This is a genomic window from Microbacterium sp. 11MF (assembly GCF_000383475.1).
GTDB lineage: Bacteria > Actinomycetota > Actinomycetes > Actinomycetales > Microbacteriaceae > Microbacterium > Microbacterium aquilitoris.
In genome coordinates this window covers 646191-661364 of record NZ_KB911460.1, presented here as the reverse complement: position 1 = coordinate 661364, position 15174 = coordinate 646191, and the positions used below count along the sequence as shown (strand labels likewise).

At 71.0% G+C, this 15174-nt stretch carries 18 protein-coding genes; 7 read left to right on the top strand and 11 right to left on the bottom strand.

Annotated elements, in window-relative coordinates:
- Positions 1 to 7: 7 nt before the first annotated feature.
- Positions 8 to 754: a demethylmenaquinone methyltransferase gene (locus tag H286_RS0110180; RefSeq protein ID WP_020098077.1), complete on the bottom strand. Its 747-nt coding sequence runs from the start codon at positions 752 to 754 to the stop codon at positions 8 to 10.
- Between the two features lie 93 nt (positions 755 to 847).
- On the opposite strand from H286_RS0110180, the gene H286_RS0110175 reads away from it, so the two are divergent.
- A complete protein-coding gene (locus H286_RS0110175) occupies positions 848 to 2098 on the top strand; it encodes an isochorismate synthase (RefSeq protein WP_020098076.1) in 1251 nt (416 codons plus the stop codon).
- Positions 2099 to 2110: 12 nt separating this feature from the next.
- Here the strand turns inward: H286_RS0110175 and H286_RS0110170 are convergent, their stop codons facing one another.
- Positions 2111 to 2590, bottom strand: coding sequence for a MarR family winged helix-turn-helix transcriptional regulator (locus tag H286_RS0110170; RefSeq protein WP_020098075.1), 480 nt, complete (start codon positions 2588 to 2590; stop codon positions 2111 to 2113).
- A 40-nt stretch (positions 2591 to 2630) separates the two neighbouring features.
- Here H286_RS0110170 and H286_RS0110165 point away from each other — a divergent pair, with 40 nt between their 5' ends.
- The 3 genes from H286_RS0110165 (at position 2631) to H286_RS0110155 (ending at position 5084) form a co-directional block, all read left to right on the top strand.
- Positions 2631 to 3524 (top strand): EamA family transporter, encoded by an 894-nt coding sequence (locus H286_RS0110165; protein ID WP_231370934.1) that lies wholly within the window; start codon positions 2631 to 2633, stop codon positions 3522 to 3524.
- 10 nt (positions 3525 to 3534) lie between these two features.
- A complete protein-coding gene (locus tag H286_RS14715) occupies positions 3535 to 4725 on the top strand; it encodes a GNAT family N-acetyltransferase (RefSeq protein ID WP_020098073.1) in 1191 nt (396 codons plus the stop codon).
- 80 nt (positions 4726 to 4805) lie between these two features.
- Complete coding sequence (locus H286_RS0110155; protein ID WP_231370956.1) at positions 4806 to 5084, top strand: hypothetical protein; 279 nt, start codon at positions 4806 to 4808, stop codon at positions 5082 to 5084.
- Here H286_RS0110155 and H286_RS0110150 read toward each other — a convergent pair.
- From H286_RS0110150 to H286_RS0110135, 4 genes are all read right to left on the bottom strand, one after another.
- On the bottom strand, positions 5069 to 5773 hold the full coding sequence (locus H286_RS0110150; protein ID WP_020098071.1) for an esterase/lipase family protein: 705 nt from the start codon (positions 5771 to 5773) through the stop codon (positions 5069 to 5071). The genes H286_RS0110155 and H286_RS0110150 overlap by 16 nt on opposite strands.
- Positions 5770 to 6561 carry an alpha/beta fold hydrolase gene (locus H286_RS0110145; protein ID WP_231370933.1) on the bottom strand — a complete coding sequence of 264 codons (792 nt, stop codon included), beginning with the start codon at positions 6559 to 6561 and terminating at the stop codon, positions 5770 to 5772. Before H286_RS0110145 ends, H286_RS0110150 begins: the two co-directional genes overlap by 4 nt.
- Positions 6562 to 6650: 89 nt before the next feature.
- A complete protein-coding gene (locus tag H286_RS0110140) occupies positions 6651 to 6941 on the bottom strand; it encodes a DUF1905 domain-containing protein (RefSeq protein ID WP_020098069.1) in 291 nt (96 codons plus the stop codon).
- Between the two features lie 20 nt (positions 6942 to 6961).
- A complete protein-coding gene (locus H286_RS0110135) occupies positions 6962 to 7234 on the bottom strand; it encodes a hypothetical protein (RefSeq protein ID WP_020098068.1) in 273 nt (90 codons plus the stop codon).
- Between the two features lie 127 nt (positions 7235 to 7361).
- Between H286_RS0110135 and H286_RS0110130 the strand changes: the two genes are divergently transcribed.
- Positions 7362 to 8126, top strand: a complete 765-nt coding sequence (locus H286_RS0110130; protein WP_020098067.1) for an alpha/beta fold hydrolase — start codon at positions 7362 to 7364, stop codon at positions 8124 to 8126.
- A gap of 43 nt (positions 8127 to 8169) precedes the next feature.
- Positions 8170 to 9486 carry an HNH endonuclease signature motif containing protein gene (locus H286_RS0110125; RefSeq protein ID WP_020098066.1) on the top strand — a complete coding sequence of 439 codons (1317 nt, stop codon included), beginning with the start codon at positions 8170 to 8172 and terminating at the stop codon, positions 9484 to 9486.
- A 6-nt stretch (positions 9487 to 9492) separates the two neighbouring features.
- Here the strand turns inward: H286_RS0110125 and H286_RS0110120 are convergent, their stop codons facing one another.
- Genes H286_RS0110120 through H286_RS0110110 form a run of 3 tightly spaced genes read right to left on the bottom strand, consistent with a single transcriptional unit; the run spans position 9493 to position 12594 of the window.
- Complete coding sequence (locus H286_RS0110120; protein ID WP_020098065.1) at positions 9493 to 10347, bottom strand: PPK2 family polyphosphate kinase; 855 nt, start codon at positions 10345 to 10347, stop codon at positions 9493 to 9495.
- A 56-nt stretch (positions 10348 to 10403) separates the two neighbouring features.
- Positions 10404 to 12197, bottom strand: a complete 1794-nt coding sequence (gene menD / locus H286_RS0110115) for a 2-succinyl-5-enolpyruvyl-6-hydroxy-3-cyclohexene-1-carboxylic-acid synthase (RefSeq protein WP_020098064.1) — start codon at positions 12195 to 12197, stop codon at positions 10404 to 10406.
- Between the two features lies 1 nt (position 12198).
- Positions 12199 to 12594 carry a PLD nuclease N-terminal domain-containing protein gene (locus tag H286_RS0110110; RefSeq protein WP_018186876.1) on the bottom strand — a complete coding sequence of 132 codons (396 nt, stop codon included), beginning with the start codon at positions 12592 to 12594 and terminating at the stop codon, positions 12199 to 12201.
- A gap of 84 nt (positions 12595 to 12678) precedes the next feature.
- Between H286_RS0110110 and H286_RS0110105 the strand changes: the two genes are divergently transcribed.
- Positions 12679 to 12996, top strand: coding sequence for a DUF4229 domain-containing protein (locus H286_RS0110105; RefSeq protein ID WP_018186875.1), 318 nt, complete (start codon positions 12679 to 12681; stop codon positions 12994 to 12996).
- Positions 12997 to 12999: 3 nt separating this feature from the next.
- On the opposite strand, the gene H286_RS0110100 is transcribed toward H286_RS0110105, so the two are convergent.
- Complete coding sequence (locus H286_RS0110100; RefSeq protein ID WP_020098063.1) at positions 13000 to 13980, bottom strand: 1,4-dihydroxy-2-naphthoate polyprenyltransferase; 981 nt, start codon at positions 13978 to 13980, stop codon at positions 13000 to 13002.
- An 11-nt stretch (positions 13981 to 13991) separates the two neighbouring features.
- Positions 13992 to 15167, bottom strand: a complete 1176-nt coding sequence (locus H286_RS0110095; RefSeq protein WP_020098062.1) for an AMP-binding protein — start codon at positions 15165 to 15167, stop codon at positions 13992 to 13994.
- Positions 15168 to 15174 lie beyond the last annotated feature (7 nt).

The following is a 15174-nucleotide window of genomic DNA, read 5'->3' as shown; positions in this document are numbered from 1 at the left end:
TCGCGCCCTACGCCTGGTCCGGGGTGGCGGGCTTGCGTGCCCGGTGCAGGGCCACGATCCCGAAGCTGAGGTCGCGCCAGGCCACCTGATCCCAGCCGGCCTCGCGCATGCGACCGGCAAGGGTGCGCTGGTCGGGCCAGTCGCGGATCGACTCGTTGAGGTAGTCGTAGGCGGCGGCGTTCGAGCTGAAGGCGCGGGCGACGATGGGCAGGACGCGGTCGTTGTAGAACCGGTACAGCACGCGCATGAGCGCTGCCGGCGGGTGCGAGAACTCGCAGATCACGAGCGTTCCCCCGGGCTTCGTGACGCGGAGCATCTCGCGGAGCGCCTTCTCGGGATCGTTGACGTTGCGCAGGCCGAACGAGATCGTGACGGTGTCGAACTCCTCGTCGGCGAAGGGCAGGGCCGTCGCGTCGGCCTCGACGAACGACAGGTTCGGGATGCCGCCGTGCCGCCGCTTCCCTTCGGCGATCATCCCCGCCGAGAAGTCGCCGGCGACGACCTCGGCACCCGAGCGGGCGAGCGAGACCGAGCTCGCCCCGGTGCCGGCAGCCAGGTCGAGGATGCGCTGACCGCGACGCGGCGCCACGGCGCGCGTGGTCGCAATGCGCCACAGCTTGTCGTTGCCGAGGCTCAGCACCGTGTTGGTGCGGTCGTAGGCCGCCGCGACCTCGTCGAACATGCCGCTGACGCGCGCGGGGTCCTTGCCGAGGTCCGCGCGGGTGGACGGGGTGCGGGAGGGCTGGTCGGTCACGTGTCGAGCCTAATCCGGGCAGGGTGCGGTGAGGCTGTGCGGCGGGGCGGAGAGGCGCGGCCCGCCGCATCACCGCCGGATTAGGCTGGCGGGGTGACCACGTCTGCACTCGGCATCCCGCGGCTGCGTGCCGTCACCCGCCGGATCGAACCGGTCGACGAGCCGCTCGTGTACGCCTCACCCGACGACCCGACCGTGTGGTCGCGTCGCGGTGATCTGCTCGTCGGTGTCGGTCGTGCGGCCGAGCTCCCCGCGGGCACGCCTGCTGCGCAGTGGTGGCGCGACGTCGCTGCCGTCGCGGAGATCGACGACAAGGTGGGGATGCCGGGGTCCGGCCTCGTCGCCTTCGGCACGCTGCCGTTCGACCCCGCGAACAGCTCGGCGAGCACCGCGCTGGCCGTGCCGCGCATGATCATTGGTCGCCGCAGCGACACGAGCTGGGTCACCCATGTCTTCGTCGAGGGCGAGCCGGAACGCGACGAGCCGCAGGCGATCGGTTTCGGACCGCACTGGTCGGCGACCGTGGGCCCCGGCGCCTGCACGCCCGACGGCTACCAGGGCGAGGTGCGCGCCGGGCTCGAGGCGATCGCCTCCGGCGAGGTCGCCAAGGTCGTCCTCGCTCGCGACCTGGTGGGCACGGTGCCCGCGGGCTCCGATCTGCGGCGCCTCGTCCGCGCCCTTGCGTCGGCGTACCCCGACACCTGGACGTTCGCCGTCGACGGCGCGATCGGGGCGAGCCCCGAGACCCTCGTGACCGTCTCAGGCGGCACGGTCACCGCCCGAGTGCTGGCCGGGACGGCCGCGCGCGGAGCCGACGCGGATGCCGACACCGCGGCATCCCTCGCCCTGGCGACGAGCGCGAAGGATCTCGACGAGCACCGGTACGCCGTGCAGAGCGTTCTCACTTCGCTGCGTGCGCACACGTCGGCCCTGGTCGCCGAGCCCGAGCCGTTCATGCTGAAACTGCCGAACGTCTGGCACCTGGCGACGGACGTCGAGGGCACCCTGTCAGGCCACGCGTCGTCCCTCGACCTCGTCGAGGTCCTGCACCCGACGGCGGCCGTCGCCGGCACGCCGACACAGGCTGCGCTCGAGGTCATCCGCCGGGTCGAGCCGTTCGACCGCGGCCGCTACGCCGGCCCGGTCGGCTGGATCGACGCCGCGGGTGACGGAGAGTGGGCGATCGCCCTGCGCTGCGCGCAGTTCGACGTGCACACGGATGCCGGGGCGGACATTCCGCTCATCGCGCACGCCGGCGCGGGAATCGTGGCCGGCAGCGATCCCGAGACGGAGATGCTCGAGACCCGGGTGAAGTTCCGCCCGATCATCGACGCGCTCGCCTGACGGGCGCCTCGCTCACCTTTCGGAGGTCAGCTTCGACAGCAGCCCGGCGAGCGTGTCCCGCTCAGCGGCCGTGAGCGGTGCGAGGATCTCGCGCTCGGTCGCCAGATGATCGGGCAGGACCGCATCGAGCAGCTCACGTCCGGCGTCGGTGAGTCGCACGAACTTGCCGCGTCCGTCGTCGGGATTCGGCTCACGGACAACGAGACCCAGCCGATCCAGGCGGTTGAGGCGCTGGGCGACGGCGCTCGAGGTGATCATGGCGTCGGCGGCGAGTTCGGCGGGAGTGATCCGGAAGGGCTCGCCCTGACGCGCGAGCGTCGCGAGCACGTCGAACGTCCCGGCATCGATGCCGTGAGACGCGAAGGTCGCCGCGAGCCTCGCGTCGACGACGGCCGCGGCGCGGCTGAGACGACCGATCACCGCCATCGGACTCACATCGAGACCGGGCCGAGCGGCGCGCCACTGGCTGAGGATGCGATCGACGTGATCCATCCCTCGACCATATCGCTAAGCAGTGAGCTATATTGACTAAGTGCTTAGCAAAACGATGTCGGTCGTCGCGATGACGGCGGTCGCTCCGATCCTCTGGGGCACGACGTACATCACGTCGACGACCCTCCTCATCGGGGGCCATCCGCTCCTGACCGCGACCGTGCGCGCGCTGCCCGCCGGCATCCTGCTCCTCCTCATCGGACGGCGACTCCCCCGCGGCTCGTGGTGGTGGAAGTCCGCCGTGCTCGGCGCGCTCAACATCGGCGGCTTCTTCGCTTTCCTGTTCATCGCCGCCGACCGACTGCCCGGCGGCGTCGCGGCGGTGGTCGGGGGCATCCAACCGCTGCTGGTCGCCGTGCTCGCGTCTCGCCTGCTCGCCGAGAAGCTGACGGGACGCCTCCTCGCCGCAGGGGTCGCCGGGGTGATCGGCGTCGCACTCATCGTCCTGCGGGCCGCGGGCGGGCTGGATGCGATCGGTATCGTCGCCGCCCTGCTGGGTGCGGTGTCGATGGCGCTGGGCGTCGTGTTGACGAAGGTCTGGGCGAGCGAGCACCCTCCGCTCGTGGTGACGGCCTGGCAACTGGCCGCGGGCGGCATCGTCCTCGCCGCACTCACGGCCGCCTTCGAGCCGCTTCCCGCGCAGCCCCCCACGCTCACCAACCTCGCCGGGTACACCTACCTGAGCCTCATCGGAACCGCGCTCGCGTATGCCCTCTGGTTCCGAGGGATCGCCGCGCTGCCGACGCGGGTTCCTGCGTTCCTCGGGCTCTTGAGCCCCGTCGTCGCGCTCGCCATCGGCGGTCTCGCCGCGCACGAGACGCTCACCCCGGCCCAGGTCGTCGGCGTCGCGCTGGTGTTCGCCTCCGTCGTGACCGTCATCGGCGGGGCGGCGCGACACGGTGTGCGCCGCGAACCGCAGGAGCCCTGCCCGTAGTCTCACGGGTATGCGTGACGCCGTCTGCAGCTTCTGCCAGAACATCGTCGAGGACGGCTTCGACGTCGTCGCCCGCGGCGAGCACATCCTCGCCGTCCTCGACCGGCATCCGATCAATCGCGGACATGTGCTGGTCATTCCGCTCCGCCACGCACCCGACCTCGCATCGCTCACGGCAGATGAGGTGACCGAGCTCGCCCTGATCGCGCAGGCCGCCGATCGCGCCATCCGGGACGTCCTCGCGTCGGCGACGACCGGGACGAACCTCGTGATGTCGAACGGGGAGGATGCCGACCAAGGCACTCCGCATGCGCACCTCCACGTCATCCCCCGTCAGCCGGGCGACGGCTACGAATTCCGAGAGGATGCCACCCGCTACCCGCTCGAGCCCCTCTCCGACGCCGAGCGCGACGCCCTGCGGGCTCGCCTTCGCCCCGCGGCCCGGTCGCAGGAGGAGGTTGGGAGTACCGCCCTCGCTCGAAAGGACGCCCCGATGTTCTCCTCAACCGTCGTCGACCACTGGGTCCCCGCCGTCGCCCGTTCGCACACGGGCGCGGACGTCGTCGTCGCGGTCGACTCGGGACTTCCCGAGAATCGGTCGGTGTCGCTTCTGCGCATCCAGGACGGACCGGCGATCCTCGCGGTCTCACCTGAGAAGGCCGAACGCCTCTCGGTGAGCGACGGCGACGACATCTCCCACGCGGAACTCGTCGCACGCCTGAAGGACGCCGGCGTCACCCTCAACGACCCCGACAACCTCTTCTACCTGCCCGCCGCAGAGCGCGACGCGCTTCGGAGCGAAGCGCCTCGCCGTGAAACCCGCGAACTCACCGCGGCGGACGCCGCGGCTTTCGCCGAACTGACCGCACGAGCGCCCGAGGACGACCTCGACGAAGCGTTCGTCGAACTCGACCACTGGCTCGTCTTCGGAACGTTCGCGGGTGACACGCTGGCGTCCGCCGCGAGCATGTACCCGTGGAGCGGCAGTCGCCTGGCTGACCTGGGCGTCATCACCCTCCCGGATTACCGCGGACAGGGTCTTGCGCGGGCGACCGTGCGAGCCATGAGCGCGGCGGCGATCGCGCGCGGATACGAACCGCAGTATCGGTGCCAGCTCGACAACACGGCATCCGTCGCCCTCGCGAAAACCGCCGGATTCCGGCTCTTCGGCGAGTGGGAGGTCATCGACGCCGACGACTGACTCGTCGGACTGCGACCACGCACTCGCGAGCGGCGGCCCCGCACGCGCGAGGCCGTCACCCCTAGGCTGGCGCCGTGATCATGACTTTCCCCGTGGGCAACGCCGAGCGGCACATCGTCGTCTTCTCGTTCGACAAGTTCTGGGGTCGGCTGACCATCACGGTCGATGGGCAGAGCATCGTCGACACCGTTCGGCTGTTCTCCGCGAGCACGGTGAAGACGTACGCGTTGGAGGTGGGTCAGCAGGAACGGCACACTGTGCGCATCGAGAAGCATCGCGCGACATTCTTCGCGGGGTTCCGTCCGCAGCAGGTCTACGCCTTCGTCGACGACGTGCTCGTCGCTCAGGGAGTCGCCTGACCGGCCGGACTCCCGTCGCCCTCCGACAGGGCGACCAGTTCCGCGATGACACGAGGGTCCGCGAGCACCCTGAAGTGGCCGCCGGTGTCGAGTCGCACGTTCCTCGCGGCGCCGGCGAGCTCGCTCCCCTCCGGGATGTGCGGGTCGAACTCCCCGTAGACCGAGACGATGCGGGCATTCGCCTCCCGCTCCTTCGCGAGGGCGAGGATCGTCGCGCTCCTCGGTGAGAAGATCCGGAGGGACGGCAACACCATGAGCCGGCCGTACCGCGATCCGCCGAAGGGTGTCGCGACAGCGAGCATGCGGGCGATCCGCCCGTCCGCCGCGTCGAGCACCATCGCGCGTTTGCCGACGAGTCCGCCCTTGCTGTGCGCGAAGAGAACGCAGCCGCGCAGACCGTTCGCGCGCAGATACTCGATGACCCGGGCGGCCGCCTCGTCGACCGGGCGACGGTTGTGGTGCAGCACTTGGACGACGTGGACCGGATGCCCCCGGTCGTGCATCGCGGTGATGAGGGGATACATGAACTGCCAGGTCTCGTAGACGCCTGGGAGGATGACGATGGGCGTGCGATCCCCCTCCGAGAACGCCCGGGGGTCGGTGCGGTTCAGCGTCGCCCGGATCTGCCAGACCGCCGCGTACAGGTAGTCCCTTGCCCACCACACCGCGTTGCGCACGAACGCCGTCATCGCGGCGACTTACCCGGGCTCGGCAGCGTATGCGCGGAGAGGAACGCTTCCATCGCACCGGCGACCGCCCGCGGAGCGCGGTCCTGCACGACGTGCCACCCCCGCGGAACCTCGATCACCGCGGCATCCGGAGCGGCATCCCGCAACCGGCGGCACCACGACAGCCCTGCGATCGGGTCCTGCGCACCGCGGAGCACGAGCAGCGGCCTCGTCAGCAGTCCCACGCGCTCCTCGATCGGGTACGCGACCATGTGCCGCAGCTGACGCAGGTACCAGGGGATGCCGCATCGCACGTAGTCGCTCAGCACCTGCCAGTTCGCGCGCGGCGTCTCACCCACCACGTCGAGTGCGAGAGCCCGCGCCTGTGCGAACGCCGTCCGATGGTGATCGTCGGCGACGGGTCCCACCGCGACGATGTGCGTCACCAGGTCGGGGCGCTGCACCGCGAGCTCGACGACCCATTGGCTCCCCATCGAGTGGCCGACGGCGACGGCATCCGTCACCGCCTCGCGGTCGAGCAGCGTCGCGAGCGCACCCGCCATCGCGCGGACGTCGAGGTCTCGAGAGGGGCGGCGCAGGCCGCCGAAGCCGGGCAGATCGATCGAGATCACGGAGTGCGCGAGCGCGAGCTCGTCGTGGAGCCGACGCAGGTAGCGGTGCGACATCCCGATTCCGTGGACGAGGAGGAAAGTGCGCTGAGCGGCCGGATGGGACGAACGCACCATGCGGAAGTCCAGCCCGTCCATCGTCAGAACGTGGACGACCGGCTCGCTTCGACGAAGACTCACGCGTTCCCTTCCGCTCGTCTCCAGAGGCGTCTCCGAGATCGAGGAGCACCACGCTAACCGTCACCGGCGCCGACGAATGCGGGGTTGACCTATCTCAGCCGACGCGTCAGGTGCACCGTGACCGCGTCACCGATCCCCTTGCCGAGCTTCTTGCGGACTGCCGCGTTCAGGGACACCATGTGGCCGCCGGTGCCCGTCACCATAAGCCCGACGTTCGGCATCTCGACCTCGTCGACGGTGAGGTCGACCCTGACCGAGCGGCCGGTACCGAAAAACTCCGCCGAACCGGGCATCTCGACGCAGGCCCAGGTCTCCCCCTTGACCTCCACGCCGATCGGAGCCGTGAAGGTGTGGTCGAGGGCAACGGGTTCGAAAGGCACGGGATCTCCCTGAGGAACGGTCAGCGGAAAGAGGGACGGCGGGAGACCCTCCGGGCGATGAGCGGCACGCTCACTCCGAGGGCGGCGACGACGACGAGGGCGGCGAGCGACCACGTCATGGTGGCGTAGGCGCCGTCGAGGGCGGGTGTCGAGGCGAGCCCGACGTCCCCACCGGGCACCCGGTCCACGAGGATCGCGGCCGTGATCGCGGCCGAGACGAGCACGCCTGCCAGAACAAGGGCGATGAGCCCGACCCCGACGATCCAGGCGATGAGCGCTTTCCGTCGCTGCATGGGTCCCCCTCTCGCAGCCGCGGATGCGGTGCGTCCCCCTCCGCACACTACCGGGTAGCCGAACGCAGCTCGATGCCGACCACCGTCAGGCCTTCGGCATCCGCGGCGTCGCCGCTAGCCTCGCAGCATGACTGTCGTCCTGCTGCACGGGTGGCCGGGGCTTCCCTCCGACTACGACGAGGTGGTCGCGGGCCTCGCCGCCGACAGAGTGATCGTTCCCGACCTCCGCGGGATGGGCGCCGGGTACGGCGGAATCACGGGCATCGAGAAGGCCACGGCGCAGGCGCACGCCGACCGTGTGCTCGAGACGCTCGACGCTGAAGGTGTCGACGATGGCATCGTCATCGTCGGGTACGACATCGGCAGTCGCATCGCGCAGGCCGCGCTCCGGACGGCGCCGCACCGGTTCCGCGGCGCGGTGCTCACGCCCGCCTATCCGGGGATCGGCGACCGTGCGGCATCCCCCGCCCTCGCCTCGACCTTCTGGTACCAGCATTTTCACCGCGAACCCGTGGCCGCCGCGCTCATCGACGGCGACGAACGCGCCGTCCGCACGTACCTCAACTACCTCTGGGAGACGTGGCGAGCGGATGCCGCACCGCCGCCGCACCTCGACGAGATCGTCGCGGCCTACGCGCGGCCGGGGGCCTTCGCCGCGAGCCTGCAGTGGTACGCGGCCAACCGGGGATACGCCGCGGACGACGAGCCGATCACCGTGCCGACGACGATGCTGTGGCCCGACAGCGACCCGCTGTTCCCCGTCGAATGGGCCGACAAGCTCTCCGAGCATTTCTCCGACGCCCGCCTCGAGGTCGTCACCGACTGCGGGCACTTCGTCCCGGTCGAGCGAGCGGATGCCGTCGTGCGCGCCATCCGCTCGCATCTGCCCTGACCGTGCTCGAGGCGATGTCGGAGGTTGGTGACAGAGTGCAGGCATGACGGAAGCGATGGAAAACCCCGGTGGCGAGGAGTATCTCGCCACCATCGCGGGGATCGTCGCGGACGTTGAAGACGCGGGCCGTGTCATCGCTGCCGGGCAGATCGCGGAGTTGCGCGTGCTCGCCGCCGCGGGACGGTTGGCGGAGGCGCAGAGCGCACACGCGGACGCGAACGTCCTCCTGCACGACATGGCGCTGCGGTCGATTGCTGCCGAGGTCGCCGGGGCGATGCGCACGACCGATCGGACAGTGCAACGCCGGATCGGGGAAGCACGGGTGACGATCGAAGGGTTCCCCGCCGCCGTGGCCGCGTGGGAAGCCGGCCGGATCGTACGCGGACATGTGACCGCGATCGTCGACGCCGGGGTGAACCTGCCCGCCGAGCTGTGGGCGGAGTTCGAAGCCGCCGCGATCGAGCGATGTGAGCGTGACACTCCGAACCGGGTGAGAGGCGAACTCGAGATCCTCGCGCACCGGATGCATCCACGGACCTTCGCCGAACGGCACGAGGAGGCGGCCTCGGGGCGGTGCGTGCGGTTGATCCCGGGGCGGGATGGGATGAGCGACCTGATCGCGACTCTCCCGACGGTGATCGCGGAGGGGATCCAGGATCGATTGACGCAGCAGGCCCGGGCGATCATCGACACCCGCGGGGAGCGCTCGGCGACTTCAGATGTGATCGCGACCGACGCGCGCTCGACGGATCAGGTCCGCGCTGATGTGTTCGCGGACCTGCTCCTCGCCGGCACCCCGGCATTGGACGACACCCGCGACACCACCGCCGGGCCGCTCGGCGCGATCCGCGCCCGGGTGCAGGTGTTGGTCCCCGCCGCGACATTGTCGGGTGCCGATGACGGGCCGTGCGATCTCGCCGGTCGCTCCCCCATCGACCCGGGTACCGCACGGCTTCTCGCCGGTGACACGGGTGTCTGGGAACGCTTGTTCCACGACCCGGCCACCGGGGTGACGGTATCGACCGACTCGTACCGTGTCCCGTCCGGGATGCGCCGCTTCTTGCAAGCCCGGGATCAGCACTGCCGGTTCCCCGGATGCCGCGTCGCCGCCATCCGCTGCGAAGTCGACCACACCCACGACCACGCCCTCGGCGGTCGGACAGAACTCTCCAACCTCGCCCACCTCTGTCAGAGACACCATTCGATGAAGCAGTTCACCGCCTGGAAAGTCCGACAACTCCAGGGTGGAGTCCTCGAATGGACCTCACCCCTCGGCAGGACCTACCGCGAAGACGCACCCACCCCGGCCGTCGCCTTCACCCCTGCCGAAACAACGCCCGGCGACCCGGCACCCTTCTGACCGTCGTCACGTTGCCGCGAGACGCGCCTTCTCGGCCTCGACGTCGAAGTCCGCCACGGGCCACTGCGGGTCGATGCGTTCCAGGACGTCGATCAGCAGCGCCTGCACGGCCAGCCGGGCGTACCACTTGGCGTTCGCGGGGACGACGAACCACGGCGCCCGGTCGGTGGAGGTGCGTTCGAACACCGTTTGGTAGGCCTCCATGTACGCCGGCCAGAGTTCGCGCTCGTCGACGTCGCCGGGGTTGTACTTCCAGTGCTTGTCGGGCCGGTCGAGCCGCTCGGCGAGCCTGGACTTCTGCTCGTCGCCCGAGATGTGGAGCATCACCTTCACGATGTGCACCCCGCGCCCCGCCATCCGCTCCTCGAAGTCGGCGATCGCTCCGTAACGTCGTTCGATCTCCTCCCCGGGTGCGAGCTGGCGGACCCGGCCGATCAAGACGTCCTCGTAGTGCGAACGGTCGAAGACGCCGATGTACCCCGGCTCCGGCACCTCCTTCTCGATGCGCCACAGGAAGTCGTGGGCCAGCTCCTCTGCCGTGGGCTTCTTGAACGCCTTCAGATGCACACCCTGCGGGTCGGTCGCCCCGATCACGTGACGGACGATGCCGCCCTTGCCCGCAGAGTCCATCGCCTGCAGCACGAGCAGGACCGACGGCGAATCCGGCTGCGTGCGGCTCTGCGCGTAGAGCCGCTCCTGCAGCTGGTCGAACCGCTCCGCCGCGGCGGCGAGATCCGCCTGCCCCGCCTTCTTGCCGCCGTCGTAACCGGGGGTGGATGCCGGGTCCACGTCCGCGAGCCGGAATCCCGGCCCCACCCGCAGCAGCGTCGACGGGGAAGCGGTCCAGTGAGCGTCAGTCATGCGCCACATCCTGCCGTGCCGCCGTGACCGGCGCGACCGCCTTGCGGATGCCGCGACTACCGACTCAGGGACACTTCGATGATCTGGCGTCCTCCCGCGGGCGACGTGAGCGCCTGATCCAAGGCACCCCGCGTCGTGATGCGCTGGTACTCCCAGCCGTAGGCGCGGGCGAGTTCCTCGAGACGCGCGGTCTGCGGGGTGTACTGCACCCGATCGAACGCCGGCGGGCTCGCGACGCCGGCGACCTCGAGGCCGTCGAAGATCGTCCCGCCGCCGTCGTTGCCGACGATGACCTGGATGCGCGGTTCGTCTTCTGCGGCCGGATGCAGGAGCGCTCCGACGTCGTGGAGGAAGGCGAGATCGCCGAGCAGCACCCGGGTGACGCCCGGTACCGCGCCGCGCTGAGACGCCGCAGCGATGCCGAGACCCGTTGCGATGGTGCCGTCGATGCCGGCGAGCCCACGGTTCGCGTGAACGGGGACCTTCTTTCCGCCGAGCAGTTCGTCGGCCACGCGCACCAGCCGCGACGATCCGAAGAGCAGCCGGTCGTGCGGCCACGTCGCCCGCCACACCGCGTCGACGAGAGCGGCCCGATCGACCGGGGCACGGATCGCCCCCAGCTCGGCCGAGATCGCGCCGAGCCGTTCGGCGGGAACGGCCGAGGACAGCGCATCCGCGTCGGGTGCCGCCGGGCTGAGGTCGACCACCTGGTCTCGCGACGCGCGCATCCACGCCCCCAGCCAGTCGCGGTCGCCCGTGCCTCGCGCCGCGGTCACATCGTCGACCGCGACCGTCACGCCGTTGAGATTCAGCTGCTCCCCCGGCCCGCGGACCGCCATCACCTCGACGTCGCTGCGGCTGAGCAGTCTCGCGACCTCGCGGCTCAGAGTCGGATGCCCGAACACGACGACTCGTTCGACGCGACCGCCGAGCTCCGCATCCGACAGCAGCGTGCGGTAGCCGTGGACCAGGTGCCGTCCGTACCGCGCGCCGCTCACGATCTCCGCGATCAGCGGGAAGCCGCCGGCGTGCGCGAGTTCCTCGGCATCCGGCCCGGCATCCGCGCCGGCGACGACCACCGTGCGCGGTCCCGCCTCGAGGACGACCGGCTCCGACTCGACGACCTCGAGTGCCGCACCGACACCGCCGCCGCCCTGGTAATGCGCACCCCATTCGGCCTCGACGGTCTCCGCCTCGACGTCGGCCTCGGTCGGATCGGATGCCGCATCCTCGGCACTCGACGACGGCACCCACCCGGGGAGTTCGCCCGCGAGCGGCTCCCGGAACGGGATGTTGAGGTGCACGGGCCCCGCGACCCGCGAACCGCTGCCGACGGCGGCATCCCACCCCTCGTCGGCGGCCGCCCGGAAGGCGGCGACCTCGTCGGCCTCGGCGGACTCGGCGAGCGCCTCGGCGACGGGAAGGTCGGATTCGAGGCGCACGAAACCGGAGAACATGCCCGGCTGACGCGTGGCCTGGTTGGCGCCGATGCCGCGGAGCTCCGGCGGCCGATCGGCGGTGAGGAGGAGAAGGGGCACACCGGAATGGTGGGCTTCGAGGACGGCGGGGAGGAAGTTCGCGACGGCGGTACCCGAGGTGCAGACGACGACCGCCGGCATCCGGTCCTCGCGGCCGATCCCGAGCGCGGTGAAACCCGCGACGCGCTCGTCGATGCGGACGTGCAGACGGATCAGCCCGCGCGCCTCGAGCTCGGCGGCGACGAGGGCGAGCCCCTGAGAGCGCGACCCGGGTGAGAGGACGATGTGACGCAGACCCCGCTCGACGAGTCGCGTCAGAAGCGCCGCTGCCGCATCGGTCGCCGGCGCACGGCCAGGTCCGTCCGTCGCCATCTCAGGACCGCGAGCCGCGCGACTGCTCGTCGCTGTCGTCCTCGGCGGGTGGATCCGCCGGACGGTCCCGCGGGTCCGGCGCTTCGGAGTCGAGCGCGGCGAGCTCCTCTTCGAGGCGGCGGATGCGGTCGTCCTGGTCGCTCGACGTGCCGATGCGTCCGAGGAAGTCGGGGTCGTCGTCGGGCGCCCTGAACACGACCCGGCTCGACGAGGCCCGCGACCGGCCGATGACGAACCACAGCACACCGCCCACGACCGGCAGCAGGATCACGATGAGCAGCCAGATCGGCTTGCTGACACCGCGATGCCGTGTCGGCGGCTGAACCGCGCAGTCGACGATGCTGTAGACCCAGAAGGCGGCCAGCAGCAGCGCCAGAACGAGGTACACGCGCGCCATCCCCCCATCCTAGGCGCGCTCCCCCGCACCGAGGCCGCCGCGCACCGACGCCGACCGCACAGCCGGCGGCCGTAGAATGTCCGCATGCGTGCCCGGTCCGCCTTCGTCTACGCGCTGCTGCGGCTGCTCGCCTTCTTCGTCCCCTTCGGGGTCATGATGCTGTTCCCGGTGCTGCGCGAGCAGTACTGGCTCGCGGCCATCTTCGCGGCCCTCATCGGCCTGAGCCTGTCGGTGCTGTTCCTGCGCCGTCCCCTCGACGAGGTCTCCGTCGGCATGGCCGAGCGCCGAGAGGCGCGGCGCCGGACCGACAGCGACGAGGCCGTCGAAGACGCCTTCCGTGACGAGCACGATCCGGATGCCGCGGCGACGCCGCAGTCGGCATCCGACGACTCCGCCCGCTGAGCCTCAGGCGGCGACGTACGCCCAGAGGATGAAGCCGCTCCAGGCGAGCGACGCCAGCGAACTGAGCTGCAGCGCGACGATCAGTTCGCGCGCCGTGCGGTAGGTCCAGACGATGAGAGTCGCCGACAGCGTCGCCAGGAGGACCAGCAGCGACAGCCACGCGACCGGGTAGAACGGTGCGACGACGGGCACGGTCGCGAACGGCACCAGCATGAGCACGGTGTAGAGGACCTGCGATGCGCGCTTGCCGATGAGCACCGTCAGCGTGCGCTTGCCCGCCACGCGATCCTGCGCGATGTCGCGGAGGTTGTTGGTGACGAGCACACCGCACGCGAGCGCTCCGACCCCGATCGAGGGGATCCACGACTCCTGCGGCACCGAGCCGACCTGCACGAAGGTCGTCCCGATCGTGGCGACAGGCCCGAAGAAGACGAAGACGAACACCTCGCCGAGGCCCGAGTAGCCGTAAGGGCGTTTGCCGCCCGTGTAGAACCACGCCGCGACGATGCACACCGCGCCCACCGCGAGCAGCCACCAGTGCTGCGTGCGGATGACCACGGCGATGCCGACGAGCGCGGCGATCGCGAAGAACAGCAGGGCGGCGATCAGCACGGCGCGGGGGGTGACGCGGCCCGACGCCGTGAGCCGGGCGGGGCCGACGCGGTGGTCGTCGGTCCCGCGGATGCCGTCGCTGTAGTCGTTGGCGAAGTTCACCGCGATCTGCAGCGAGACGGCGACGGCGAGGCAGCAGAGGGCGAGCACCCAGTGGAAGCCGCCACCGACGGCGATCGCCGCGCCCGTGCCCACCAGGATCGGGCTGATCGCGAGGGGGAGCGTCCGGAGACGGGCCGCCCCGATCCAGTCGCGAGCGGTCACCGGGGCGGGCTTCGGCGGCGCCGACGACACGCGCGCCTTCGCCGGGTTGCCTCGCGGCGCCGAGCGCTTCGCGGCGGGCTTGCGGGGGGTCTTTCGGGATGCGGCCACGAGCAAGGATCCTATTCCCCGCGCGGCGTGGGCTCCTCGTCGTCCGCGAGCAGTCGGCGCAGAAGCGCGCGATCGGGCTTGCCGGTCGAAGTCATCGGCACCTCATCGAGCACGAGCAGCTCACGCGGTCGCGCGGGTGCCCCGATCGCCTCAGCGACGACCCGGCGCACGTCGTGGAGCACGTCGGGCTCGGCCCGGCCCCTGAGCGCGCGGCGCGCCAGGACGACGACGGATGCCTCACCCCACCGCTCGTCGCGCGTCGGCACGACGACCGCGCCCTCGAGACCCTCGAGCGCCCGGACGGCCTGTTCGACGCGGTCGAGCGAGACGTTCACGCCGCCCGAGACGATGACGTTGTCGCGACGGCCCGTGATGCGGAGGACCCCGTCGTCGACCCACCCGGAATCGCCCGTGCGGTACCAGCGCGCACCGTGGCCGTCGCGGACGAACGTGTCGGCCGTCCGCTCGGGATCGCCGAGGTAGCCGTCGGCTAGTGTCGGACCGCCGAGCTGGACCTCGCCGTCCTCGACACGCAACCGCACACCCTCGAGCGGACGCCCGTCGTAGACGCATCCGCCGCTCGTCTCGGTCGACCCGTAGGTGCGGACGATGCGGGCGCCGAGAGCTGCGGCGCGGTCGGCGAGCGCGGGCGGCAGCGCCTGCCCGCCGACGAGCACGGCGTCGAACGAGGCGAACGCGCGGGCGACCGCGGCATCCGTCTCCCCCGCCTCGACCAGGGTCAGCACCTGGGCGGGGACGAGGGACGTGTAGGTCGGGACGCGGTGTCCGCCCTCGCTGGCGGCCATCGCCGAGGCGGCCGCCGTGAAGGTCTGCGCCGTGAAGGAGCCGGCCAGGATCGCCGGGTCGCGACCCGCGACGAGCGCTCGCACCATGACCTGGACGCCCGCGACGTAGGTCGCGGGGAGGGCGAGCAGCCACGAGCCGCTGCCGATCCGGTCCGCCGTCGCGAGCGCCGACGAGGTCAGCGCCGACCGGCTGAGCGCGACGGACTTCGGGTACCCGGTCGAGCCGCTCGTCGTGACCACGACGGCCGTGCCCGCGGGGACGTCGGTCGGAAGATCGGATGCCGCGCCGAGAGCGACCGCCGGTCCCGCGCCGAGCACCGCGGCACGGAGCGCGCGGAGCACGTCACGTGGATCCGCGGAATCGAGGCGGCTCAGCTGCATGGCGCGG

Coding starts and splice junctions, on each gene's coding strand:
- H286_RS0110135 (WP_020098068.1), bottom strand. CDS start 7,234: ATGCAGCGACGGAAAGCGCTCATCGCCTGGATCGTCGGGGTCGGGCTC.
- H286_RS0110095 (WP_020098062.1), bottom strand. CDS start 15,167: ATGCAGCTGAGCCGCCTCGATTCCGCGGATCCACGTGACGTGCTCCGC.
- H286_RS0110105 (WP_018186875.1), top strand. CDS start 12,679: ATGCGTGCCCGGTCCGCCTTCGTCTACGCGCTGCTGCGGCTGCTCGCC.
- H286_RS0110125 (WP_020098066.1), top strand. CDS start 8,170: ATGACGGAAGCGATGGAAAACCCCGGTGGCGAGGAGTATCTCGCCACC.
- H286_RS0110120 (WP_020098065.1), bottom strand. CDS start 10,347: ATGACTGACGCTCACTGGACCGCTTCCCCGTCGACGCTGCTGCGGGTG.
- H286_RS0110170 (WP_020098075.1), bottom strand. CDS start 2,590: ATGGATCACGTCGATCGCATCCTCAGCCAGTGGCGCGCCGCTCGGCCC.
- H286_RS0110110 (WP_018186876.1), bottom strand. CDS start 12,594: ATGGCGCGCGTGTACCTCGTTCTGGCGCTGCTGCTGGCCGCCTTCTGG.
- H286_RS14715 (WP_020098073.1), top strand. CDS start 3,535: ATGCGTGACGCCGTCTGCAGCTTCTGCCAGAACATCGTCGAGGACGGC.
- H286_RS0110155 (WP_231370956.1), top strand. CDS start 4,806: ATGACTTTCCCCGTGGGCAACGCCGAGCGGCACATCGTCGTCTTCTCG.
- H286_RS0110150 (WP_020098071.1), bottom strand. CDS start 5,773: ATGACGGCGTTCGTGCGCAACGCGGTGTGGTGGGCAAGGGACTACCTG.
- menD (WP_020098064.1), bottom strand. CDS start 12,197: ATGGCGACGGACGGACCTGGCCGTGCGCCGGCGACCGATGCGGCAGCG.
- H286_RS0110130 (WP_020098067.1), top strand. CDS start 7,362: ATGACTGTCGTCCTGCTGCACGGGTGGCCGGGGCTTCCCTCCGACTAC.